A 22,043-nucleotide genomic window follows, 5' to 3' on the forward strand; every position below is an offset into this window, starting at 1 on the left:
GCCTCCGGACAGTTTGCTGGCGCCCTCGCGCCGCGAAGTGATCACTGAAAAGCACAAACAAGAGCAAGGGCAAAAGCATGGGTATCGAACAACATCAGGTGAAGGCGGCGGAACTGCTGCATGCGGCGGGCATCCTGCCGGTGGTGACGATTCATACGCTTGACCAGGCGCGTGCGGTGAGTGCGGCGCTGCTGGAGGGTGGCCTGCCGGCCATCGAGCTGACGCTGCGTACGCCGGTGGCGATGGAAGCGCTGGCGATGCTCAAGCGCGAGCTGCCCGATGTGGTGGTGGGTGCGGGCACGGTGCTGACCGTGGAGCAGATGCAGCAGTCGATCGATGCGGGCGCGGATTTCCTGGTGACGCCGGGTACGCCGCCAGTGCTGGCCGATGCACTGGCGGCGGCACCGCTGCCGGTGGTGCCAGGTGCGGCCACGCCGACCGAGCTGCTTTCGCTCTACGCGCGCGGTTTCCGCGTGTGCAAGCTGTTCCCGGCCACGGCCGTGGGTGGCCTGGCGATGATCAAGGGCCTGGCCGGCCCGGTCGCCGACCTCAAGCTGTGCCCGACCGGTGGCATCACCGAAAACACCGCCGCCGAGTACCTCGAGCAGAAGAACGTGGTCTGCATCGGTGGCTCGTGGATGGTCCCGGGCAACTGGATCGCCGACGGCGCGTGGGACAAGGTGCGCGCCAGCGCCGCCGACGCCGCGAAGATCATCAAGCGCGTCCGCGGCCACTGAGCCCAACCCAGGTGTAGAGCCGAGCCAACGCTCGGCTCCGCGCCTGCGGACCGGAAGGCAGCCGAGCATGGGCTCGGCTCTACAGAAGTCCGAATCAGTTACAGCGGCCGTGCCGGATCCACCAACCCGTACTGGCTGGCCATGCGCGCCAACGCAATGTTGTCGCTGATCCCCATCTTCTCGAACAACCGCGCCTTGTGCGTGTTCACCGTCTTCGCACTCAGGCTCAAGCGCCGCGCGATGTCTTCCTGGCGCAGGCCCTGGGTCAGCAGCAGCGCCACTTCCAGCTCGCGCGGCGACAGCGTATCGAAGGGCGAGGCATTGCCTTCCACCGTGGACAGCGCCAGGTTCTGCGCGATGCTGGTGCCCAGGTAACGGCGCCCGGCCGCGACGTCACGCACCGCACGCAGCAGTTCCTGCGCATCGCAGCCCTTGCCGATGTAGCCGGCGGCGCCCGCTTCCAGCAGTCGCTTCGGCAGCGGGCCGTCTTCCAGCACGGACACGATCACCACGCGCGTGGCACGGTGGCCTCGGACGATGCGTTCGGTCACTTCCATGCCGCTGACGCCGGGCAGGTGCAGGTCGCACAGCACCACGTCCGGCAGCAGCTGGCGGATCTCGCGCAAGCCGTCTTCGCCGGTCTCGGCTTCGCCCACCACCTCGATGTCGGTTTCACTCGACAAGATCATCTTCATACCGGTGCGGACCAGCGCGTGGTCGTCCACCAGGTAGACTCGAATCGTCATTCACGTACCTCTTCGAATGCGGCCATTGCGGGCCACGCTAGGCAGGGCATGCGCGCACCGCAAGCACGATGACTGCGCAAAAACGGCGTTCTGCCTTGCGCATCACATTCTTCGCACATCGATGTTGCCCCCTGTCCCACAGAACCCGTAACAACGAAACAACCCGCTGCTGCATGGACGTCCCCGAAGGGGCATCCACGTCACTCCCCTGTTGCGATCGCTTCGCTGGCCGCTGATGGCGGCGAACCGCTGCGTCGCCAAGGTTGCCGGCGACTGAACATGACCAGATAGCACCCTACCACCCAAACCAGCGCCGCACACCATCCGGCGAGGATATCGGAGGGGTAATGCACCCCGAGATAGACCCGCGAGAGGCTGACCAGCAGGCTGAACAGCGGCGTCAGCACCAGCACCGGCCAGCGCCAGCGGGTGTTCCACGCCAGCAGCACCAGGGTCGCGGCCAGGGTCATGGTGCCCATCGCGTGGCCGCTGGGGAAGCTGAACGTCGATTCCGGCGCGATCGATTCCCACAGGCTAGGGCGGTCGCGCTGGAAGAATTGCTTGCTGCCCATGTTCAGCAGCGCCGAGCCGACGAAGCACACCGCCACGAAGGTCGCCTCGCGCCAGCGCCGCCGCCACAGCAGCGCGCCAGCGATCAGCACGTCCGTCGGGATCAGGAACCACTCGTACCCCAGTTTCGACAGCAGCACGAAGCAACGGTCCAGCCACGGCGAATGCAGCCCGTGCATCTGCCACAGCAGCGGGGCGTCGAAGTGGAACGACTCGAACTCGTGCACTTCATCTGCCAGGGCGACGAAGCCGGCCAGCGGCAGCAGCACGCCGGCAAACAGCAGCACCAGGCGCCACGTATTGCGCCCCATCCAGTGTCGGAAGCCGGACGCCGGTTCCGGCGCGGCCAGGATAGGCGGCTTACCCGCCGATCCGGACATACTTCTGTTCGACGTAATCGTCGATCAGGGCAACGAATTCCTGGGCGATGTTGTCGCCACGCAGGGTCACCTTCTTCTCGCCGTCGACGAACACCGGCGCGGCCGGTGTTTCGCCGGTGCCCGGCAGGGAAATGCCGATGTTGGCGTGGCGCGACTCACCCGGGCCGTTGACGATGCAGCCCATCACCGCCAGGGTCATGTTTTCCGCACCGGGGTGCTGCACCTTCCAGACCGGCATCTTCTCGCGCACGTGGTTCTGCACGACCTTGGCCAGTTCCTGGAAGAACTCGGAGGTGGTGCGGCCGCAGCCCGGGCAGGCGGTGACCAGCGGGGTGAAGGCGCGCTGGCCGGTGGTCTGCAGCAGTTCCTGGGCGACGATCACTTCCTGCGTACGCGACTGCCCCGGCTCGGGCGTCAGCGAAATGCGGATGGTGTCACCGATGCCCTCCTGCAGCAGCACGCTCAGCGCCGCCGCCGAAGCGACGATGCCCTTGCTGCCGATGCCGGCTTCGGTCAGGCCCAGGTGCAGGGCGAAATCCGAACGCTGGGCCAGGTCGCGGTACACCGCGATCAGTTCCTGCACGCCGCTGACCTTGGCCGACAGAATGATGCGATCGCGCGGCAGGCCGATCTCCACCGCCTGCTCGGCCGAATCCAGCGCCGAACGGATCAGCGCCTCGCGCAGCACGCGGCCGGCGTCCCAGGGGTGTTCGCGGTGGTTGTTCTCGTCCATCAGCTTCGCCGCCAGGGCCTGGTCCAACGAACCCCAGTTGGCGCCGATGCGCACCGGCTTGTTGTAGCGGATGGCGAATTCGATCAACTGGGCGAACTGCAGGTCCTTCTTCTTGCCGAAGCCGACGTTGCCCGGGTTAATGCGGTATTTGGCCAGCGCTTCGGCGCAGGCCGGCTCGGCCGTCAGCAGCTGATGGCCGTTGTAGTGGAAGTCGCCGATCAGGGGTACGTCGATGCCCATCATCGCCAGCTTGTCGACGATGCGCGGAATGGCCGCGGCCGCCTCGACAGTGTTGACGGTCAAGCGCACCATTTCCGAACCGGCCCGCCACAACTCGGCCACCTGCTTCACGCTGGAGGCAACGTCGGAGGTGTCGGTGTTGGTCATCGACTGCACCACCACGGGCTTGCCGCCACCTACGGTGACCCCGCCGATCTGGACGGCATGGGTCTGGCGACGGGACCAGGCGGTGGCATCGAAGGGTTGGGTCGGGCGGGTGACGGCGTCGTGCATGGGCGCATTCTACCGCCCGGCCCTGCATTCCGGGCGATTCCCATTCAGCCGTCGGCACGTCTGCGGCCGATTGTCGCAGGCAGGTTGCCCGGTGAACGCATACGATGGTCGGGCATGACCGGTCCCGACGCCCCCTTCCTACGTACCCTGTGCAGCCTGCGCTGGCTGGCCGTGGCCGGCCAGGCCGCGACGATCCTGGTCGCCACCTGGGTCCTTGGCCTGCCGCTGCCGCAGCTGCCGCTGTGGGCGGGCGTGGCCGTGCTCGCCGTGTTCAACCTGTATACGCAGCTGCGCCCGGAGCCCGACGACACCGCGCCGCTGACCGCGTTCGGCCATATCCTGGTCGACGTCATCATCCTGACCTGGATGGTCGGCTGGAGCGGCGGCATCGCCAACCCCTTCGGCTCGCTGTTTCTCATCCTGATCGCGCTGGCCGCCTTCGCCCTGCCCCTGCGCTGGGCCCTGGCGGTGGCCACCGCCTGCCTGCTCGGCTATGCCGCCAGCGGCCTGTTCGGGCAGCCGCTGCCGAGCGGCTACTTCCGCGCGCTCGACCTCAACCGCTGGGGCGTGGTCGCCAACTTCCTGCTGTCGGCGGCGGTGGTGCTGACCTTCTCCACCCGCTTGGCGATGGCCCTGCGCGTGCGCGAACTGGAACTGTCGGCGCTGCGCGAGCGCTTCGCCCGCAACGAGGGCATCGTCGCCCTGGCCACGCACGCCGCGTCGGTGGCGCACGAGCTGAACACCCCGCTGGCGACCATGACCCTGCTCGCCGACGATGTGGCCGAGCGCAGTGAAGAACCGGAAGTCCGCGAGGACATGGAAACCCTGCGCGAACTGCTTGTGCAATGCCGTGAGCGCGTGCTGGCGCTGGCCGCACCGGCCTCCACCGACGGCCCGGGCCGCAGCCATTCCAGCGCCCAGCAGGTGCTGGAACAGTGGCGCCTGGTGCGCCCGACCATCGATCTGCACCGCAATGACGATGCACCGCTGCGCCTGCCGCTGGACCCCGGCGTTGGGCACCTGCTGATGGTGCTGCTGAACAACGCCGCCGATGCCGGCGAACAGGCCGGGCGACCGCGCGTGGACCTGGAGCTGCGCATCGACGGCGAGGACCTGATCGGCGAAGTGCGCGACTACGGCCATGGCTTCAATGCGCGCGCCGCGGTGCTGCCGGGCAAGCTGTTCGGCAGCAGCAAGAGTGAGGGCATGGGCGTCGGCCTGGCCCTGTCCCACGCCACCATTGAACGCCTGCAGGGCGAAATGTGGATGCGCCCGGCGCAAGGCGCCGGCAGCCGCGTCGGCTTCCGCCTGCCCCTGGCTCCCCACGAGGAAACCCCATGAGTGCCTCAACCCTCGGCCTGCTGGTCGACGACGACGAACTGTACCTGCGCACGCTGCAGCGCAGCCTGGCCCGCAAGGGCCTGGAAACGCAGACCGCGCAGGATGCCGCCAGCGCGCTGGCTCTGGCCCGCCAGCACCCGCCGGCGTTCGCGCTGATCGATCTGAAGCTGGGCAGCGATTCGGGCCTGGCGCTGATCCAGCCGCTGCGTGCCCTGCGCGCGGACATGCGGATCCTGCTGGTAACCGGCTACGCCAGCATCGCCACCGCGGTGGAGGCGATCAAGCTGGGGGCGGACGACTACCTGCCGAAGCCGGCAACGGTCCCGATGATCCTGCGTGCACTGGGCGAGGAAGACGACGGCCCGGCCGATGACGGCGAAATGGAAGTGCCCGACGCGATGACGCCGATCAGCCGCCTGCAGTGGGAACACATCCAGCAGGCGATGCATGAGACGGGCGGCAACGTGTCGGCCGCCGCGCGCCTGCTGGGCATGCACCGACGCTCGCTGCAGCGCAAGCTGGCCAAGCGGCCGAGCCCGGAACGCGACCCGAGCCGCTGACGCGGCAAATCCGCCGGGCGTGGCCCGGCGCTACCAGGCGGGCATTGCGTTCGCCGGGCATGGCCCGGCGCTACCGGGTGGACATTACGTTCGCCGGGCACGGCCCGGCGCTACCGGGCGGACATTACGCTCGCCGGGCACGGCCCGGCGCTACCGGGCGGACATTACGTTCGCCGGGCACGGCCCGGCGCTACCGGGCGGACATTACGTTCGCCGGGCGTGGCCCGGCGCTACCAGGCGGGCATTGCGTTCGCCGGGCGTGGCCCGGCGCTACCGGCGTAACGAGGGTAGCGCCGGGCCATGCCCGGCGGCCGTACCTCAGCGCTTCAGCTGCGCCAGGATTTCGCGGGTCATCGGATCGGCAATCGCCACTTCCTCACCCTGCAGCGCCGGCAGCAGGCCGCTGGCCAGCTGCTTGCCCAGCTCGACACCGAACTGGTCGAAGGCGTTGATGTTCCAGATGACCGACTGCACGTACACGGCGTGTTCGTACATGGCGATCAGCGCGCCCAGCGCCTGCGGGGTCAGTGCATCCAGCAGGATCAGCGTGCTCGGGCGGCCACCCGGATAATCACGGTGCGGGTCATCGCTGCCCTGGCCATTGGCCAGCGCCTCGGTCTGCGCCAGCAGGTTGGCCAGCAGCGCCTGGTGGTTGACCGTGTACGGATCATCGTTGTGCACGCAGCCGATGAAGTCGGCCGGGATGATGCTGGTGCCCTGGTGCAGCGCCTGGAAGAAGCTGTGCTGCACATCCGTACCCGCCCCGCCCCACCATACCGGCACGGTGTCGGTGGTGACCGGCTGGCCGTCGCGCTGCACGCGCTTGCCCAGGCTTTCCATCACCAGCTGCTGCAGGTAGGCCGGCAACAGCGCCAGGCGCTGGTCATAGGTCATCACCGCGTGCGTGGCGTGGCCCAGCACGTTGCGGTTCCAGATGTCGGTCAGGCCGTGCAGCACCGGCAGGTTGCGCTCCAGCGGCGCGTCCAGCGTGTGCGCATCCATCTGCGCGGCACCGTCCAGCAGCTGTTCGAAACGCTCGAAACCGATGGCCAGCGCGATCGGGAAACCGACCGCCGACCACAGCGAATAACGGCCACCCACCCAGTCCCACATCGGCAGCACGCGATCGGCGGCGATGGCGAAGGCCTTGGCCGCACGCTCGGGGTTGGCGCTGACCGCGTACAGGCGCTCGCTGCCACCCAGCCAGTCGTGCAGGATCTGCCCGTTGAGCAGGGTTTCCTGGGTACCGAAGGTCTTGGAAATGAGGATGCCGGCAGTCTTGGCCGGATCCAGCGTGGCCAGCGTGCGCTGCATGGCGGCGCCGTCCACGTTCGACACGAAATGTACGCGCAGGCGCGCACCGGTGACCGGGCGCAGCGCATCGGCCACCAGACGCGGGCCCAGGTCGGAACCGCCGATGCCGACGCTGACCACGTCGGTCACGCCGCTGTCTTCCAGCGCGCGCACCAGCACCCCCATGCGCTGGCGGATTTCGCGCGCGGTGGCATAGGCCTCGGCCGCCACCGGCGCATCAACCCCATCCCCACGCAGCGCGGTGTGCAGCGCAGCGCGGCCTTCGGTCAGGTTGACCTGCTCGCCGCGGAACAGACGGGTGATGGCACCGCCGACATCCCGGTCGGCGGCGAGTGCCAGCAACGCCTGCAGCGCCGCGGCATCGTATTTCTGCCGGGCGAAATTGACGTACAACGGACCGACCCGCAGCGCCAGGTCCTGCACGCGGCCGGGCTCGGCGGCGAGGAGGCTGGGGATGCTTGCGCCCTTCAGGCGCTGGGCGTGGGAATGCAGCGAGTCGAATCCGTTGTTGTTTGTCATGCGGCCTGGGTCGGGATCGTGTCGTTGGTGTGGGTGATCTGGTTGTTGCCGTCCACGTACACCAGCTTCGGCTTGAAGCTGTCGGCTTCCTGCTCGGTCATGCTGGCAAACGCAGCGATGATGATGATGTCACCGACCTGCACGTGGCGTGCAGCGCCACCGTTGAGCGACACCACGCCGCTGCCGGCTTCGGCACGGATGGCGTAGGTCGAGAAGCGCGCACCGTTGGTCACGTCCCAGATGTGCACCTGCTCGAACTCGCGGATGCCCGTGGCAGCCAGCAGGTTGTCGTCGATGGCGATCGAGCCTTCGTAGTTCAGCTCGGAATGGGTAACGGTGGCGCGGTGGATCTTGGTCTTCAGCAGGGACAGATGCATGGCACGGCACAACGCAAAGGAAAGCGGGGATTCTAGCACCCGCGCGGAGCGGGGCATCACGGCCGGCAACCCGTTCAGGTAGCGCCGGGCCATGCCCGGCGAGCACAGCGGCAGCGGGTCGTGGTCCGCCGGGCATGGCCCGGCGCTACCCTCGTCGAGCGGAACTCAGAATTCCAGGTTGTCGATCAACCGGGTGCCGCCCAGGCGGGCAGCGATCAGCGCCACCCGGCCGCCCCCGTCAAAGGTCGGCTCGGTCAGCTCGGGGGTGCGCAGCACGGCGTAGTCGACCAGGAAGCCGGCAGCCTGCAGCGCGGCAGTGGCATCGGCCTCGATCTGCGCACGCGCCTGCCCGGCCACGTAGCCCTCGCGCATGCCCAGCAGGGTGCGGTGGAGGGTGGTGGCCAGCGGGCGCTGGCCGGCGTCCAGGTACTGGTTGCGCGAGCTCTTGGCCAGGCCGTCATCGTCACGCACGATCTCGGCACCGACGATCTGGATCGGGAAAGACAGCTCGGCCACCATCTGCTTGATCACGGCCAGCTGCTGGTAGTCCTTGCGGCCGAACACGGCCACGTCCGGCTGCACCTGCAGGAACAGGCGCGCGACTACCGTGCAGACGCCATCGAAGTGACCGGGGCGGCTGGCGCCCTCCAGCACTTCGCTTACGCCCGGGGCGTGCATCTGCGTGGTCTTGTCCACGCCCAGCGGGTACATCGCCTCGACGCTGGGCAGCCACACCGCATCGCAGCCCACCTGCTCCAGCCCGGCCACGTCGGCCTCGGGCGTGCGCGGGTAGCGGCTGAAGTCCTCGTTCGGCCCGAACTGGGTCGGGTTGACGAAGATGCTGGCCACGACCTTGTCGGCGTACTGCCGCGCCAGGGTCACCAGCGAATGGTGGCCGCCGTGCAGGTTGCCCATGGTCGGCACCAGCGCCACGCGCATGCCCTGCTGCTTCCACTGCGCGATCTGCCCGCGCAGCGCGCCGAGCTCGTTGAAGGTCTGGATCATTGGGCGTAGGCGTGCTGTTCGTCGGGGAAGCTGCCGTCGCGCACGGCATCCGCATAGGCGCGGGTGGCACCGGCCACCGAACCGCCTTCGGCCAGGAAGTCCTTGACGAACTTCGGACGGCGGTGGCCGCTGTCCAGGCCGATGAAATCGTGCAGCACCAGCACCTGGCCATCGCAGTGCGGGCCGGCACCGATACCGATGGTCGGCACGTCGACGGCGGCGGTCACTTCCGCGGCCACCGGGGTCGGCATGCATTCGAGCACGATCAGCGTGGCACCCGCCGCGGCCACGGCCTTGGCGTCTTCCACCAGCTGGCGCGCGGCATCGCCACGGCCCTGGATCTTGAAGCCGCCCAGGCGCAGCACCGACTGCGGAGTCAGGCCCAGGTGCGAGCACACCGGAATCTCTCGCTCGACCAGGTAGCGCACGATGTCGACCTTGAAGCCGGCACCTTCGATCTTGACCATCTCCGCACCGGCCTGCAGCAGTTGCAGCGAAGCGTCCAGCGCGCGTTCCGGGGTGGCGTCGGCGCCGAACGGCAGGTCCGCCACCAGCAGCGCACGCTGCAGCACGCTGGACACCGCACGGGTGTGGTAGACCATCTCGGGCACGGTCACCGGCAGAGTGGAGTCATGGCCCTGCACCACCATGCCCAGCGAATCGCCGACCAGGATCAGATCAACGCCGTTTGCATCGAAGGTGCGGGCGAAACCAGCGTCGTAGGCGGTCAACATGACCAGCTTCTGGCCAGTGCGCTTGGCGTCGACCAGGGCAGGAACGGTCCAGGGCTTGCTGTCTGCGTGAGTGCTCATGTACTGATAACCGGAAGAGATAACCCGGGCATTATCACCTGATCGGCGCGATCCCGCAGGCATCCACCCGCATCACTGCATCCCGTACGCGGCCATGGCCGGGAATGACCAGATCCACGGCGATTTCGGCCAGCGGCACCAGCACGAACGCACGCTCGTGCAGGTACGGATGCGGCACCTGCAGGCAGGGCTCATCCAGCACCTGCCGGCCGTACAGAAGCAGGTCCAGGTCGAGCGCGCGCGGGCCCCAGTGCACGGCGGGGTCGCGCACGCGGCCGAACTGCTGTTCCAGCGCGAGCATCGCCTGCAGCAGATCGCCGGCGGCCAGGGTGGTCTCGACCCCCGCGACCGCGTTGACGAACGGCGGCTGGTTTTCGTTGCCCCAGGCCGGCGTGGCGTACAGGCGCGAGGCCTGCCGCAGCTGCGTGCCGGGCAGGCCATCCAGCGCGGCGATGGCCGCGCGGACGGTGGTGACCGCGTCACCCAGGTTGGCCCCCAGGCCGATCCAGGCAAGGGTCATGGCTTACTCGGCGGCGCCGCCGGCGGCCGCACCGGTGCGACGACGACGGCGGCGACGCTTGCGCGGTGCCCCACCCTCTTCGTCCCCGCCATCGGTGTGGATGGCATCCAGCGAGGATTCCAGCTCATGCCCGGACTGCGCCTGCGCTTCGCGCCAGAACGCCACGTCGGCTTCGTGCTCGGCCGAGGCGACCTGGCGCAGGGCCAGGAAATCGAACGCGGCGCGGAGACGCGGATGGGTGAGCGTGCGGAACACGCGCTTGCGCTGGCGCGAACTGAAGCGCGACTGCAGCAGCCAGATTTCCTGCATCGGCAGCGAGAAGCGGCGCGGCAGAGCGATGGTGCTCAGCTGCTGCACGGTGACCCGGTCGGCGGCGCGACGCTGCGCCTCTTCCGGCGCCACGCCCTGCTTGAGCAGGCTTGCCTGGGCACGGCAGTACGCCGGCCACAGCAGCAGTGCGAACAGGAACGCCGGCGAGACAGGCTCGTCATTGGCCACGCGCGCATCGGTATTGGCCAGGCCTTCCACCAGCATGCGGCGCAGCGCACCGGTGCGGTTGGACTTGAGGGCCTTGCCACTCTCCGGGAACAGCACGTCGAACAGGCCGTAACGTTCCAGGCCCTCGAAGCTGGCGACGCCGTGCCCGGACAGGAACAGCTTCAGCACTTCCTCGAACAGGCGCGCCGGGGCGGCCTCGTTGAGCAGGTTGGCCAGGTGCGGGATCGGTGCGGCGGTGCCTTCTTCGATCTGGAAGCCGAGCTTGGCGGCCAGGCGCACCGCACGCAGCATGCGCACCGGGTCTTCCTGGTAGCGCTGCACGGGGTCGCCGATGAGCTTCATCAGGCGCGCCTGCACGTCTTCGAAGCCGCCGGTGTAATCGCGCACCGAGAAATCCTCGATGGCGTAGTACAGGGCGTTGCAGGTGAAGTCGCGGCGGACGGCGTCGTCTTCGATGGTGCCGTACACGTTGTCGCGCACGAGCATGCCGTTTTCCATTTCGCGGTCGCCGCTGCCGTCATCGCTGTTGGCGCGGAAGGTGGCGACTTCGATGATCTCGCGGCCGAAGACCACGTGGGCCAGGCGGAAACGGCGGCCGATCAGGCGGCAGTTGCGGAACAGCTGCTTGACCTGTTCGGGCGTGGCGTCGGTGGCGACGTCGAAATCCTTGGGGCGGCCATTGACCAGCAGATCGCGCACGGCGCCACCGACAAGATAGGCGCCGAAGCCGGAATCGCGCAGGCGGTACAGCACGCGCAGAGCGTTCGGGCTGATGTCCTTGCGGGAGATCGTGTGCTGGTCGCGCGGGATGACGCGCAGGCTGAACGGTGATGGAGCAGAGGAATTGATGTTGGCGCTTCCGGTTGAAGTTTCGGGATTGCCCAATGGCATCGAGGTGCATATACTAGCGCTCCTGCCTCGGCAGCGACAATTTTATGCTCCCTTCGTCTAGTGGTTAGGACGTGGCCCTCTCAAGGCTAAAACAGGGGTTCGAGTCCCCTAGGGAGCACCAGTCGCAGCAGCAGGAACCGAAAAAGCCCGCCTTCGTGCGGGCTTTTCCGTTTTCCGGGGTTTGATGGCTGCGGTGGGTTGGTCGCTGCGGCGCCCGCCTGTTCCTGCGCTTGAGGGGGCGGGCCACCCTGGCCTGGACACGCAAAAGCCCATCCATGGTGCTCGATGGCGCCTTGCTCGCGTGCGCTGTCCTGCGCACACGGCAAGACCGGGGTTGGGCTCCTGCCCAACCCGTCGGGCGCATGCGCCCAACCCATGGCGCCTGCGGTCCTGGCCTGGGTGACCCCACCGTCTCCGGACAGTTGATCGCGCACTGCGGCAGCAATCGGCCATTGACCCGCGGTTGCCGCACGCACCATAAAACTGTCAGGAGGGGGCAGGCCGCCCTCTCCAGGACCATTGGCGCCATGGATGGCGCCAACGAGCCCCATGGCGGGGATTTTGCGTGTCCTGGAGAGGGCGGCCTGCCCCCTCCCCCACGTAGCCGGGAGGCGCGAACGCAGCGCCTCCGAAGCCAAGGCGCGTCAGCCTTCCATCTGCTCCAGTTCCTTGCCCTTGGTTTCGCGCACGTAGCGGACCACGAAGAAGATGGAGAGGAAGGCCGCCACGGTATAGATGCCGTAGGCGCCGGCCAGGCCGATGCCGGCCAGCAGCATCGGGAAGGTGACGGTGATGGCGAAGTTCGACGTCCACTGCGCCGCGCCGGCCACCGCCAGCGCCGAGCCGCGGATCTGGTTCGGGAACATCTCGCCCAGCATCACCCACATCACCGGGCCCCAGGACATGTTGAAGAAGACCACGTAGACGTTGGCCGCCACCAGCGCCAACCGGCCCATGCCGTCGGACAGCTGCAGCCTGCCATCGACCAGACTGCCGCTGGCAAAGGCCACCACCATCAGCGCCAGCGCAACGGCCATGCCCACCGAACCGACCCACAGCAGCGGCTTGCGGCCGATGCGGTCGATCAGGAGCACCGTCACCAGGCAGGCACCGATGCTCAGCGCGCCGGACAGCACGTTGATCAGCAGCGCATCGTTTTCCGAGAAGCCCACCGCCTGCCACAGCACCGCGCCGTAGTAGAACACCACGTTGATGCCCACCAGCTGCTGCAATACGGCCAGGCCAATGCCCACCCAGACGATGCTGCGCAGGCGCCCCGTGGCCTTGTCCTTCAGGTCGGCAAAGCTCGGCCGGTGCTGGTCCTGGGCCAGGCTGCCCTCGATCTCGCTGCGCTTGATGCGGGCCTCGGCCGCGCCGTACAACTTCACCAGCACTGCCTCGGCCTGCGCCTGGCGGCCCTTGGCGACCAGGAAGCGTGGGCTTTCCGGGATGGCCAGCAGCAGCACCAGGAACAGCAGCGACGGAATCGCCTGCATCCAGAACATCCAGCGCCACGCCTCCTGCCCCAACCACAGCACCTCGGTGGAGGCACCCGCCGCGCGGGCAAGCAGAAAGTTGCTGAGGAAAGCCGCGAACAGGCCGCTGATGATCGCCATCTGCTGCACTGTGGCCAGCTTGCCGCGGTAGCGGGCCGAGGCCACTTCGGCGATGTAGGCCGGCGACATCACACTGGCCGCACCCACGGCGAAGCCGCCTACCATGCGCGCGGCCACGAACAGCCACGAAGCATGCGCCGCGCCGGCACCCAGCGCCGACAGCAGGAACAGCACCGCCGAGATGATCAGCACGCTGCGCCGGCCCAGCAGGTCACCCAGGCGCCCGGCCACGAGCGCACCGATCGCGCAGCCCAGCAGCATCGACGCCACCTCGAAGCCCAGGGCCGCCTCGCTGGAATTGAACGCCTGGCGCAGGCCGTCGACGGTGCCGTTGATCACGCCACTGTCGAAGCCGAACAGGAAGCCACCGAGGGTGGCCACGCAGCTGATCAGGACGATGAAGGCGGTGTTTTCACCACCGTAGGCGGCGGTGGCGGTCTGGGCTGGGCTCATGGAAGATCCTGCTGGAATGGGAAAGCGGCCGCGCAAGGCCGGGCTGACGGCGCAGCGTCGCACAGCCCCGCGACCACGCCAATGGGCCGTCCCCCGAGCCTTGGCGGCCCTTCCCTGCCCCTGGGCCGACAACGGGGCCCAACCTGTTCTAGAATTGGCGCGTTCAGTAAGCGATTCCAGCCCCGCCCATGCCCTTTGTCGTCACCGAAAACTGCATCAAGTGCAAACACACCGATTGCGTGGAAGTGTGCCCCGTGGACTGCTTCCATGAAGGCCCGAACTTCCTGGTGATCGACCCGGACGAGTGCATCGACTGCACCCTCTGTGAGCCGGAGTGCCCGGTCAACGCGATCTTCCCGGAGGACGATGTGCCGGCCGGCCAGGAAGTGTTCGTGGGCCTCAATGCCGAGCTCGCCAAGGAGTGGCCGGTGCTGACCGTGCGCAAGGATCCGCCCGCCGATGCCGGCGAGTGGGACGGCAAGCCGGACAAGCTGCCGCTGCTGGAGCGCTGAGAAGCGCCTGTTGCGGCAACGAAAAGGGCGCCTTGCGGCGCCCTTTTCTGTGGGTGCGCGGTATCCGGTAGATGCCAACCTTGGTTGGCACTCCGGCGCCAACCAAGGTTGGCGTCTACCAAAGCAAAGAACGGCAACGAAAAGGGCGCCTTGCGGCGCCCTTTCCTGTGGGTGGTGCCAAGGGCACCGGCGCTTACTGCGCCAGCTTCGCCTTCAGTGCGGCAATCAGCTTCACCGGGGCTTCGGCGGTGGCCGGCATGCCACGCGGGTCGACCGCGGAGATGTAGGCACCGGCATCGACGGCAACCACGCGGACCAGGAAGTTGCTGCCTTCATAGGCCACGTCGTAGGAGCCCAGCAGCTGCGCGCGGCTGGCGATGGTCACACCTTCGACGCCTTCCAGCGCGGTGCCGACCTTGCCGAAGGCCTCTTCCTTGCTGCCCGGGATGGTGAAACCGCTGTTGCCAGCAGCCGGGGCGGCAGCGGCGGCCGGAGCCGCCGGCTTGGTGGCCGAGCTCAGCGCCGGCACCTGGTTGCCACCGGCGCCTGCCGGGACGTTCAGATCCGGCGGCACTTCCAGCGGACGCATTTCGGGAGCCAGGGCGTAATCACCCTTGGCGCCGCGCTTGAAGCAGCCGCTGGTACCGGCAGCGACGGCGACGGCAAGCAGGGCGTAGGACAGCACGCGGACAGTGGAAACGGATTGACGCATGTGGATCTCCTGGATCAGGCCCCGACAAAGGGTCAGTGGCTGGAAAGGGCTTCAAGGGCGGCGATGTCGCCGGCGAGATGGTCGGCCGCGGGCTGGTGTGCGGCCGAAAGCGGCAGCAGCGGCAGGCGCAGGTGATGGCCGATGCCGATGCGGCGCAGCAGCGCCTTGACCGGGATCGGGTTCGGCTCGACGCCGCAGAAATCATGGAATGGCTGCAGGCGCGCATCCCAGGCTTCGGTGGCGTCATGTTCGTGGGCGGCGGCCAGCGCGCACATACGGCGGTAGGCACCGGGCAGCGCGTTGGAACCGACCGAGATCAGACCGGCCATGCCGGCCTGGATCGAGCGGGCGGCGGTGCCGTCATCGCCACTGAGCACGGCGAACTCCGGACCGGCCAGAGCCAGCAGGGCCTGGACGCGACCCATGTCGCCCACCGCTTCCTTGATGGCGACGATACTCGGGTGGCTGGCGAGTTCGGCCACGGTCTCCGGCAGCATGTCGCAGCCGGTGCGGCCGGGCACGTTGTACAGCACCACCGGCAGGCCGCCCTGGTCTGCCACGGCGCGGTAATGCGCGATCAGGCCGGCCTGGGTGGGCCGCACGTACGGCGGGGTCACCACCAGGGCGTGGGTGGCGCCGAGCGCGGCGGCGCGGCGGGTCTGCTCGATGGTTTTGGCGGTGCCCGACAGGCCGGTACCGGCCAGGACCGGGACACGGCCGGCGATGGTTTCGACCGCGCCGGCCAGCAGCTGGTCGTATTCGGCATCGGACAAGGTGGCGGCTTCGCCGGTCGAGCCGGCGACGACAACGCCTTGGACGCCGCCCTCCAGCTGCAGGTGCAGCAGGCGCTGCCAAGCGTCGGGGTCGAGGGAGCCGTCGGCCCGGAACGGGGTCGCCAGCGCGGTGATAAGGCCGGAAAGGGACAAGGACGTACTGCTCTTGGCTGGGAAGGGAGACGCCCGCCACGACAGGCCGGGGGCACCTGAATGTTACTTGCGGCGCGAAAGCACGGGCAAGTATGCTGGACACCGGTGGATTCCCGCCCCCGGCGGGCATTCAGACTCACGCCTTGCATTACCCGGAATCGCCTTGACCGACACCACCCCGCGCCCCGCGCCGAGCGAAAACCACCTCCTGATCAACGCCTACACGACGCATCCGGAGTCCCCCCTGCTGTCCGTCACCCGCCGCATCGCCGACAGCGGCTGCAATCTGGTGGACGCGCGCCTGGCCACGGTCGGCCGCGATGTCTCGGTCACCGCCCTGGCCACCGGCTCCTGGGATTCGGTCGCCAAGCTGGAAGCGATGCTGACCCGGCTCGAGCGCGAGGAAGGCCTGAAGCTGGTCTGGTACCGCACCGAGGCCAAGCAGGCGCAGTCCAACCTGCTGCCGTACATCGTCGAAGTGATCGCCGCCGACAAGCCGGGCATCCTGTTCCAGCTTGCCGATTTCTTCGACCGCCAGGGCATCACCATCGAGACCCTGCAGAGCACGCGATACCGCGCGATGCAGACCGGTGCTGAAATGTTCAGCGCGCAGGTCACCATCGGCGTGCCGGCCAACATGCACATCGCCGCGCTGCGCGACGATTTCCTCGAGTTCTGCGACCACCTGAACCTGGACGCGATCATGGACCCGATGAAATTCTGATCGGACGTGCGGATTTTCGCGCGCCTCTCACGGGCGCGTGGCGTTTCATGCAATTGTCGTAGAAACAACCCAGGCTCGACAGAAGGACCTCATGAACAACGGCGATACCCTGGACAGCACCACCCTTTCCCTGCCGCTGGCGCTGTCCGGCGGTGACCAGTCCACCCTCGGCGACTACGCCGGCCAGTGGCTGGTGCTGTACTTCTACCCCAAGGACAGCACGCCCGGCTGCACCACCGAAGGCCTCGACTTCAACGCCCTGCTGCCGGAATTCAAGAAGGCTGGTGCGGTCGTGCTGGGCGTCTCCCGCGACTCGGTCAGATCCCACGACAACTTCTGCGCCAAGCAGGGATTCAACTTCCCGCTGGTCAGTGATGCCGACGAAGCGCTGTGCACCGCCTTCGACGTCATCAAGATGAAGAACATGTACGGCAAGCAGGTACGTGGCATCGAACGCAGCACCTTCCTGATTTCTCCTGACAGCCAACTCGTGCAGTCCTGGCGCAAGGTCAAGGTCGCCGGCCATGCCGACGCCGTGCTTGCCGAACTGAAGGCCGCCCAATCCAAGTGAGTTCCAACGCCCACTGTGTCCGCCACCACCCTGCCCTGCAGCAGGCCGTGGTGGTTTTTCCCTGTCCGTAACCAGGAAATGACGATGACCCGAGGCAAGCGCATCTACGTGCTGGATACCAACGTGCTGATGCACGATCCCACCGCGCTGTTCAAGTTCGAGGAACATGACGTCTACCTGCCCATGCAGGTGATCGAGGAACTGGACAACGGCAAGAAGGGCACCTCCGAAGCGAGCCGCAACGCCCGCCAGGTGAGCCGCTTCCTCAACGAGCTGGTGCAGGAATCGGGCCTGGACAACCTGGCCGACGGCATTGCGCTGGAGCGCCCCAACGGCCTGCAGCTGCGCGGCAAGCAGAGCGCCGGCAAGCTGCGCTTCCAGACCAGCCATTTCGACGCGGGCAAGAGTTTCGGCAAGGTCATCCCGGACAACGCCATCCTCGGCGCGATCCTGGCGCTGAAGGAAGAAACCCCGGACCTGCCGGTGGTGTTCGTTTCCAAGGACATCAACCTGCGGATCAAGGCCGCCATCGCCGGCATCGTGTCCGAGGATTACGAGAACGACCGCGCGCTGGATGATTTCAGCCTGCTCTACACCGGCGCCACCGAGCTGCCGGAAGACTTCTGGAAGCGCCACGGCGAGGACCTGCGCAGCTGGAGCGACAAGGGCCGCACGCATTACGAGATCCTCGCCCAGGATGGCGAGGAGTGGTACCCGAACCAGTACGTCTACCTGCCCGGCGAACACGAGGTCGAACTGCGCGTCAGCCGCGTGGTCGGCGATGGCAAGGTGGTGCTGTCGCTGGTCGATGATTTCCGCCACGGCAGCCACGCCGTGTGGGGCATCAGCGCGCGCAACCGCGAGCAGAACTTCGCGCTCAACGCACTGATGGACCCGGAGATCGACTTCGTCACCCTGCTCGGCACCGCCGGCACCGGCAAGACCCTGCTGGCGCTGGCCGCCGGCCTGGCGCAGACGATGGACCAGCAGCGTTACCGCGAGATCATCATGACCCGCGCCACGGTCAGCGTGGGCGAGGACATCGGCTTCCTGCCCGGCACCGAGGAAGAAAAGATGACGCCGTGGATGGGCGCGCTGACCGACAACCTGGAAGTGCTCACCCACAACCAGGAAGGCGGCACCTGGGGCCGCCAGGCCACCAACGACCTGCTGGCCAGCCGCATCAAGATCCGCTCGATGAACTTCATGCGCGGACGTACGTTCCTTTCGCGTTACCTCATCCTGGATGAAGCGCAGAACCTCACCCCGAAGCAGATGAAGACGCTGATCACCCGTGCCGGCCCCGGCACCAAGATCGTCTGCCTGGGCAACGTCGAGCAGATCGACACCCCGTACCTGACAGAAACCACTTCGGGCCTGACCTACGCGGTGGACCGCTTCAAGAACTGGCCGCATAGTGCGCACATCACCCTGCGCCGAGGCGAACGTTCGCGCCTGGCCGATTACGCTTCGGAGGTGTTGTGAACCGTTGCACCCGCCTGCTGCTGCCCACGGCGGCGATCACCCTCGCAGCCGCACTGGCCGCCTGCACCACCACGCGCGGCCCGGCCAGCGTGCCGACCGCCGAGCGCACCGGCCAATCGTGGGTGGTCACCCGCCCCGTCATCGCCGCGCAGGTGCTGGACACCTGCTCGCGCACCAGCCCCGGCCGTGAGGCCGGGCGGGTGAGCGGCTACTGGGCGCCGAGCCGACAGCAGGTGGACCAGATGGAAGCGAAGCTTTCCTCACTGGAAGCACAGGTGCCGCACGTACTGGACTTCGACCGCCAGTACGTGGGCATCGACAGTGATGGCCGGCAGCTGATCTACATCAACGCCTTCCACCTGCCGGAAGATGCCAGCACCAATCCCGCGCGCGAAGCGATCCGTGTGTGTGATGGCGGCCGGCAGTTCTGGGGCGCGGTGTACGACCCGGCCACCGGCACCTTCAGCGACCTGCAGTTCAACGGCGGCAAAGTGCCGTCGCCCTGAGGCGGGGGCATGGGAATCCGCCTGCCCACCTGGGTCTGGATCGGGGCGGTCGCGTTGTCCAGCGTGGCCGGCATGGTCAACGTGGTGGGCTTCCTGGGCTTCGAGCACCAGGCGGTCAGCCACATGACCGGCAGCACCAGCCAGCTGGGCATGGCGATTGCCCAGGGTGACTGGCGCGCGGTCGGCCATCTGTGGGGCCTGCTGATCGCCTTCTCGCTGGGCGCGATGCTCAGTGGCCTGCTGATCCAGGCCGACACCCTGCAGCTGGGCCGGCGCTACGGCGTGGCCCTGGCGATTGAATCGGCGCTGCTGCTGGTCGCCATTCCACTGTTCGAGCAGCACCAGATCTGGGGTGCTCTGGCCGCGGCCATGGCCTGCGGACTGCAGAACGCGATGGCCACCACCTTCAGCGGCGCGGTGGTGCGCACCACCCATCTGAGCGGCATGTTCACCGATCTCGGCATCGGCCTGGGCCATCTGCTGCGCGGCCTGCCGCTGCAGGTCCGCCGGCTGACCCTGAGCGGGCTGATCATCAGCGGCTTCCTCGGCGGCGGCATTCTCGGTGCCTGGTTGTTCATGCATTTCCGCTACGACGCCCTGCTCGCCCCCGCCCTGCTCACCGGCCTGACCGGCATCGTGTATGTGATGTACCAGCAATGGGCGCGCTGGCGGCATTGAGTCAGCTGCATCCACGGGCAATGGAGTCAGTCGAGCAAGCTCGACTCTACTTTCCCCTGCGGGACCACGGCACAATCGAGGCATGAGCCCGACCACTCCCGCTTCCGCCCTCACCATCGCCGGTTCCGACTCCGGCGGCGGCGCCGGCATCCAGGCCGACCTGAAGGCCTTTGCCGCGCATCGCGTACACGGCCTGTCCGCCATCGCTGCGCTGACTGCACAGAACACCCGCGGCGTGACGGCCGTGCACGTGCCGCCGCTCGCCTTCCTGCGCGCGCAGCTCGATGCCTGCTTCGATGACTTCGACATCCACGCGGTGAAGCTCGGCATGCTGGCCAATGCGGAGGTGATCCACACCGTCGCCGACGTGCTTGAACAACGCCGCCCGGCACACGTGGTGCTCGATCCGGTGATGGTCGCCACCAGCGGCGCGCGCCTGCTGGAAGACAGCGCGCTGCAGGCCATGCGCGAACGCCTGATACCGCTGGCCACGCTGATCACGCCCAACACCCCCGAAGCCGAACTGCTGGTCGGCCGCAGCATCAGCAACGCCGACCAGGCCGAACAGGCTGCCGCCGCCCTGCTGGACATGGGTGCCGGCGCCGTCCTGCTGAAGGGGGGCCACCTGCACGAAGGTAACCGGGTGATCGACCGCTACTTCGACGGCGTCAGCAGCGAAGAATTCATCCACGCACGGCTGCCGCTGGATGCACACGGCACCGGCTGCACGCTGGCCTCGGCCATCGCCGCACAGCTGTGCAACGGGCTCAGCCTGGCCAACGCCTGCGAAGCCGGCATCGACTACGTGGCACGCGGCCTGCAGCAGGGGTACGCGCCCGGCCGCAGCGAGGTGCTTGTGCTGGACCACTTCGGCGCGGCACCGCACGCATGAGCGATACGCCGCGCACTATCGCCGTGGACAGCGGCGATGGCCACCGTTACGAAATCATCGCCTGCGTGCCGCCACGGCCACTGGCACGCCTGCTGTGGCTGCCGGCACTGGGCGTGGCCGCACGCCACTACGTGCCGCTGGCGCAGGCCCTGGCCACACGCGGCATCGCTGTCTACCTGCATGAGTGGCGCGGCAACGGCAGCAGTTCACTGCGCCCCTCGCGCACGGCCGACTGGGGCTACCGCGAGATCCTCGAACAGGATCTGCCGGCCGGCCAGGCCATGCTGGACCGCGAAGACGACGCAGGCAGTGCACTGCCCTGGATCATCGGCGGGCACAGTCTGGGCGGGCAGCTCGCCTGCCTGCATGCCGGCCGCAATCCGGATCGATTCCAGCGCCTGTGGCTAGCGGCCAGCGGCACGCCGTTCTGGCGCGTGTTCCCGCCCCCACGCGGTTGGCTGCTGCCACTGTTCTACCGGTTCCTGCCGTGGATCGCGCGCCGCCAGGGGGTGCTGCACGGCCGTCGCCTCGGCTTTGGCGGAACCGAAGCACGCGGGCTGATCGCCGACTGGGCGCGGGTGGGCCTGAACAACCACTACGCGGCCGTGGGCATGGACGAAGACCTCGATGCGCAGCTGGCACGCATCCGTGGCAGCGCGCAGGCGGTGCTGATGGCCGATGACTGGTTCGCGCCACTCGGTTCGATGCAGGCGCTGCTGGCCAAGCTGCCGAATGTCGCCTCACGCGTGCGCGTGCTGTCCGCGCAGGACCTGGGCACGCGCGCCGATCACTTCGCCTGGATGAAGGCCCCGGATGCCGTGGCTGAAAGTTTTTTCATTCAGTTGAATGAAAATTTTCACAAAAGCGTTGACGACAGCCGCCGACATCCGCATAATTCCGCTCCTGTCGCAGGGCGCCCGTAGCTCAGTTGGATAGAGTACCTGGCTACGAACCAGGCGGTCGGGAGTTCGAATCTCTCCGGGCGCACCACTCGACAGGCTTCCAGCATCCGCCGCTGGAGGATGCAGTAAAATGTAGTAACAAAATTGATTGTGTACCGCGCGCCCGTAGCTCAGTTGGATAGAGTACCTGGCTACGAACCAGGCGGTCGGGAGTTCGAATCTCTCCGGGCGCACCACACACGATCGATACAACAAGTTTATGTAATTGGCGCCCGTAGCTCAGTTGGATAGAGTACCTGGCTACGAACCAGGCGGTCGGGAGTTCGAATCTCTCCGGGCGCACCATTACACCAAGACAGCAGGCTTCGGCCTGCTGTTTTTTTTTGTGTTTTCGGCAGGGCTGCGCCCTGCACCTGCGGAAGCAACGTCAACTTCAAAAGCGGGCTATCCGGGAGTTGGCGGGGCGGTGTCGGATTGCGGGGACGCCGCAAGTACGTCCTTGTAGGCTTGGCCGCCGCATCCATGCGGCGGACACCCCGCAATCCGACAC

23 protein-coding genes and 4 tRNA genes are annotated in these 22,043 nt (G+C 67.5%); 15 read left to right on the plus strand and 12 right to left on the minus strand.

The genetic code is table 11. The features are described 5' to 3' along the window. The first annotated feature begins 77 nt into the window (after positions 1–77). Positions 78–737: a bifunctional 4-hydroxy-2-oxoglutarate aldolase/2-dehydro-3-deoxy-phosphogluconate aldolase gene (gene eda, locus FJU31_RS10025; protein WP_150454624.1), complete on the plus strand. Its 660-nt coding sequence runs from the start codon at positions 78–80 to the stop codon at positions 735–737. A gap of 98 nt (positions 738–835) precedes the next feature. Here the strand turns inward: eda and FJU31_RS10030 are convergent, their stop codons facing one another. From FJU31_RS10030 to ispG, 3 genes are all read right to left on the minus strand, one after another. Then, complete coding sequence (locus FJU31_RS10030; protein ID WP_116865046.1) at positions 836–1,483, minus strand: response regulator; 648 nt, start codon at positions 1,481–1,483, stop codon at positions 836–838. A 200-nt stretch (positions 1,484–1,683) separates the two neighbouring features. After that, complete coding sequence (locus FJU31_RS10035) at positions 1,684–2,433, minus strand: phosphatase PAP2 family protein (protein WP_150454625.1); 750 nt, start codon at positions 2,431–2,433, stop codon at positions 1,684–1,686. After that, positions 2,414–3,679 carry a flavodoxin-dependent (E)-4-hydroxy-3-methylbut-2-enyl-diphosphate synthase gene (ispG, locus tag FJU31_RS10040; protein WP_150454626.1) on the minus strand — a complete coding sequence of 422 codons (1,266 nt, stop codon included), beginning with the start codon at positions 3,677–3,679 and terminating at the stop codon, positions 2,414–2,416. Before ispG ends, FJU31_RS10035 begins: the two co-directional genes overlap by 20 nt. Before the next feature lie 114 nt (positions 3,680–3,793). Between ispG and FJU31_RS10045 the strand changes: the two genes are divergently transcribed. Then, positions 3,794–5,020, plus strand: coding sequence for an ATP-binding protein (locus FJU31_RS10045; protein WP_108768512.1), 1,227 nt, complete (start codon positions 3,794–3,796; stop codon positions 5,018–5,020). Then, positions 5,017–5,580: a response regulator transcription factor gene (locus tag FJU31_RS10050; protein WP_005409063.1), complete on the plus strand. Its 564-nt coding sequence runs from the start codon at positions 5,017–5,019 to the stop codon at positions 5,578–5,580. Before FJU31_RS10045 ends, FJU31_RS10050 begins: the two co-directional genes overlap by 4 nt. A gap of 318 nt (positions 5,581–5,898) precedes the next feature. Here the strand turns inward: FJU31_RS10050 and pgi are convergent, their stop codons facing one another. The 6 genes from pgi to pcnB form a co-directional block, all read right to left on the minus strand. Beyond that, positions 5,899–7,413, minus strand: coding sequence for a glucose-6-phosphate isomerase (gene pgi, locus FJU31_RS10055; protein ID WP_150454627.1), 1,515 nt, complete (start codon positions 7,411–7,413; stop codon positions 5,899–5,901). Next, the gene (gene panD, locus FJU31_RS10060; protein WP_006432456.1) at positions 7,410–7,790 is read right to left on the minus strand and encodes an aspartate 1-decarboxylase; all 381 of its coding nucleotides are present in this window, start codon (positions 7,788–7,790) and stop codon (positions 7,410–7,412) included. Before panD ends, pgi begins: the two co-directional genes overlap by 4 nt. A gap of 165 nt (positions 7,791–7,955) precedes the next feature. Next, on the minus strand, positions 7,956–8,795 hold the full coding sequence (gene panC, locus FJU31_RS10065; protein WP_150454628.1) for a pantoate--beta-alanine ligase: 840 nt from the start codon (positions 8,793–8,795) through the stop codon (positions 7,956–7,958). After that, positions 8,792–9,607 carry a 3-methyl-2-oxobutanoate hydroxymethyltransferase gene (gene panB / locus FJU31_RS10070; RefSeq protein WP_150454629.1) on the minus strand — a complete coding sequence of 272 codons (816 nt, stop codon included), beginning with the start codon at positions 9,605–9,607 and terminating at the stop codon, positions 8,792–8,794. Before panB ends, panC begins: the two co-directional genes overlap by 4 nt. Before the next feature lie 34 nt (positions 9,608–9,641). Then, on the minus strand, positions 9,642–10,127 hold the full coding sequence (gene folK / locus FJU31_RS10075; protein WP_150454630.1) for a 2-amino-4-hydroxy-6-hydroxymethyldihydropteridine diphosphokinase: 486 nt from the start codon (positions 10,125–10,127) through the stop codon (positions 9,642–9,644). A 3-nt stretch (positions 10,128–10,130) separates the two neighbouring features. Beyond that, on the minus strand, positions 10,131–11,510 hold the full coding sequence (pcnB, locus tag FJU31_RS10080) for a polynucleotide adenylyltransferase PcnB (protein WP_150454631.1): 1,380 nt from the start codon (positions 11,508–11,510) through the stop codon (positions 10,131–10,133). A gap of 52 nt (positions 11,511–11,562) precedes the next feature. Here pcnB and FJU31_RS10085 point away from each other — a divergent pair. After that, positions 11,563–11,637 (plus strand) — tRNA-Glu (locus FJU31_RS10085). Positions 11,638–12,160: 523 nt separating this feature from the next. Here the strand turns inward: FJU31_RS10085 and FJU31_RS10090 are convergent. Next, positions 12,161–13,585, minus strand: a complete 1,425-nt coding sequence (locus tag FJU31_RS10090) for a sugar porter family MFS transporter (protein ID WP_150454632.1) — start codon at positions 13,583–13,585, stop codon at positions 12,161–12,163. A gap of 188 nt (positions 13,586–13,773) precedes the next feature. On the opposite strand from FJU31_RS10090, the gene fdxA reads away from it, so the two are divergent. Further along, positions 13,774–14,097, plus strand: coding sequence for a ferredoxin FdxA (gene fdxA / locus FJU31_RS10095; protein ID WP_079221482.1), 324 nt, complete (start codon positions 13,774–13,776; stop codon positions 14,095–14,097). A 193-nt stretch (positions 14,098–14,290) separates the two neighbouring features. Here fdxA and FJU31_RS10100 read toward each other — a convergent pair whose 3' ends face one another. After that, complete coding sequence (locus tag FJU31_RS10100) at positions 14,291–14,809, minus strand: hypothetical protein (protein ID WP_150454633.1); 519 nt, start codon at positions 14,807–14,809, stop codon at positions 14,291–14,293. A gap of 32 nt (positions 14,810–14,841) precedes the next feature. Then, a complete protein-coding gene (gene dapA, locus FJU31_RS10105; protein ID WP_150454634.1) occupies positions 14,842–15,735 on the minus strand; it encodes a 4-hydroxy-tetrahydrodipicolinate synthase in 894 nt (297 codons plus the stop codon). Positions 15,736–15,898: 163 nt separating this feature from the next. Between dapA and FJU31_RS10110 the strand changes: the two genes are divergently transcribed. From FJU31_RS10110 to FJU31_RS10155, 10 genes are all read left to right on the plus strand, one after another. Further along, positions 15,899–16,459, plus strand: coding sequence for a glycine cleavage system transcriptional repressor (locus tag FJU31_RS10110; RefSeq protein ID WP_025879444.1), 561 nt, complete (start codon positions 15,899–15,901; stop codon positions 16,457–16,459). A 91-nt stretch (positions 16,460–16,550) separates the two neighbouring features. Then, positions 16,551–17,030 carry a peroxiredoxin gene (locus FJU31_RS10115; protein WP_150454635.1) on the plus strand — a complete coding sequence of 160 codons (480 nt, stop codon included), beginning with the start codon at positions 16,551–16,553 and terminating at the stop codon, positions 17,028–17,030. 84 nt (positions 17,031–17,114) lie between these two features. Continuing rightward, positions 17,115–18,515: a PhoH family protein gene (locus FJU31_RS10120; protein ID WP_150454636.1), complete on the plus strand. Its 1,401-nt coding sequence runs from the start codon at positions 17,115–17,117 to the stop codon at positions 18,513–18,515. After that, positions 18,512–19,021: a hypothetical protein gene (locus tag FJU31_RS10125; protein WP_150454637.1), complete on the plus strand. Its 510-nt coding sequence runs from the start codon at positions 18,512–18,514 to the stop codon at positions 19,019–19,021. The genes FJU31_RS10120 and FJU31_RS10125 overlap by 4 nt, the downstream gene beginning before the upstream one ends. A gap of 9 nt (positions 19,022–19,030) precedes the next feature. Further along, entirely contained in the window at positions 19,031–19,699 is a 669-nt protein-coding gene (locus FJU31_RS10130) for a YoaK family protein (protein ID WP_150454638.1), read from the plus strand. A gap of 82 nt (positions 19,700–19,781) precedes the next feature. Then, positions 19,782–20,591 carry a bifunctional hydroxymethylpyrimidine kinase/phosphomethylpyrimidine kinase gene (gene thiD / locus FJU31_RS10135; protein WP_150454639.1) on the plus strand — a complete coding sequence of 270 codons (810 nt, stop codon included), beginning with the start codon at positions 19,782–19,784 and terminating at the stop codon, positions 20,589–20,591. After that, on the plus strand, positions 20,588–21,514 hold the full coding sequence (locus FJU31_RS10140) for an alpha/beta hydrolase family protein (RefSeq protein WP_150454640.1): 927 nt from the start codon (positions 20,588–20,590) through the stop codon (positions 21,512–21,514). The genes thiD and FJU31_RS10140 overlap by 4 nt, the downstream gene beginning before the upstream one ends. Continuing rightward, positions 21,505–21,581: transfer RNA gene (locus FJU31_RS10145), tRNA-Arg, on the plus strand. Before FJU31_RS10140 ends, FJU31_RS10145 begins: the two co-directional genes overlap by 10 nt. Positions 21,582–21,652: 71 nt before the next feature. Continuing rightward, positions 21,653–21,729: transfer RNA gene (locus FJU31_RS10150), tRNA-Arg, on the plus strand. Between the two features lie 32 nt (positions 21,730–21,761). Beyond that, positions 21,762–21,838, plus strand: a tRNA-Arg gene (locus FJU31_RS10155). The last annotated feature ends 205 nt before the right edge of the window (positions 21,839–22,043 follow it).

Origin of the sequence: Stenotrophomonas cyclobalanopsidis, from assembly GCF_008710035.1 — a bacterium.
In the GTDB taxonomy this organism is placed as follows: domain Bacteria; phylum Pseudomonadota; class Gammaproteobacteria; order Xanthomonadales; family Xanthomonadaceae; genus Stenotrophomonas; species Stenotrophomonas cyclobalanopsidis.

Bases quoted from the DNA above. Each gene is read 5' to 3' on its own strand.
- eda (WP_150454624.1), top strand. From the start codon at position 78: ATGGGTATCGAACAACATCAGGTGAAGGCGGCGGAACTGCTGCATGCG.
- FJU31_RS10030 (WP_116865046.1), bottom strand. From the start codon at position 1,483: ATGACGATTCGAGTCTACCTGGTGGACGACCACGCGCTGGTCCGCACC.
- FJU31_RS10035 (WP_150454625.1), bottom strand. From the start codon at position 2,433: ATGTCCGGATCGGCGGGTAAGCCGCCTATCCTGGCCGCGCCGGAACCG.
- ispG (WP_150454626.1), bottom strand. From the start codon at position 3,679: ATGCACGACGCCGTCACCCGCCCGACCCAACCCTTCGATGCCACCGCC.
- FJU31_RS10045 (WP_108768512.1), top strand. From the start codon at position 3,794: ATGACCGGTCCCGACGCCCCCTTCCTACGTACCCTGTGCAGCCTGCGC.
- FJU31_RS10050 (WP_005409063.1), top strand. From the start codon at position 5,017: ATGAGTGCCTCAACCCTCGGCCTGCTGGTCGACGACGACGAACTGTAC.
- pgi (WP_150454627.1), bottom strand. From the start codon at position 7,413: ATGACAAACAACAACGGATTCGACTCGCTGCATTCCCACGCCCAGCGC.
- panD (WP_006432456.1), bottom strand. From the start codon at position 7,790: ATGCATCTGTCCCTGCTGAAGACCAAGATCCACCGCGCCACCGTTACC.
- panC (WP_150454628.1), bottom strand. From the start codon at position 8,795: ATGATCCAGACCTTCAACGAGCTCGGCGCGCTGCGCGGGCAGATCGCG.
- panB (WP_150454629.1), bottom strand. From the start codon at position 9,607: ATGAGCACTCACGCAGACAGCAAGCCCTGGACCGTTCCTGCCCTGGTC.
- folK (WP_150454630.1), bottom strand. From the start codon at position 10,127: ATGACCCTTGCCTGGATCGGCCTGGGGGCCAACCTGGGTGACGCGGTC.
- FJU31_RS10090 (WP_150454632.1), bottom strand. From the start codon at position 13,585: ATGAGCCCAGCCCAGACCGCCACCGCCGCCTACGGTGGTGAAAACACC.
- fdxA (WP_079221482.1), top strand. From the start codon at position 13,774: ATGCCCTTTGTCGTCACCGAAAACTGCATCAAGTGCAAACACACCGAT.
- FJU31_RS10100 (WP_150454633.1), bottom strand. From the start codon at position 14,809: ATGCGTCAATCCGTTTCCACTGTCCGCGTGCTGTCCTACGCCCTGCTT.
- FJU31_RS10115 (WP_150454635.1), top strand. From the start codon at position 16,551: ATGAACAACGGCGATACCCTGGACAGCACCACCCTTTCCCTGCCGCTG.
- FJU31_RS10120 (WP_150454636.1), top strand. From the start codon at position 17,115: ATGACCCGAGGCAAGCGCATCTACGTGCTGGATACCAACGTGCTGATG.
- FJU31_RS10130 (WP_150454638.1), top strand. From the start codon at position 19,031: ATGGGAATCCGCCTGCCCACCTGGGTCTGGATCGGGGCGGTCGCGTTG.
- thiD (WP_150454639.1), top strand. From the start codon at position 19,782: ATGAGCCCGACCACTCCCGCTTCCGCCCTCACCATCGCCGGTTCCGAC.
- FJU31_RS10140 (WP_150454640.1), top strand. From the start codon at position 20,588: ATGAGCGATACGCCGCGCACTATCGCCGTGGACAGCGGCGATGGCCAC.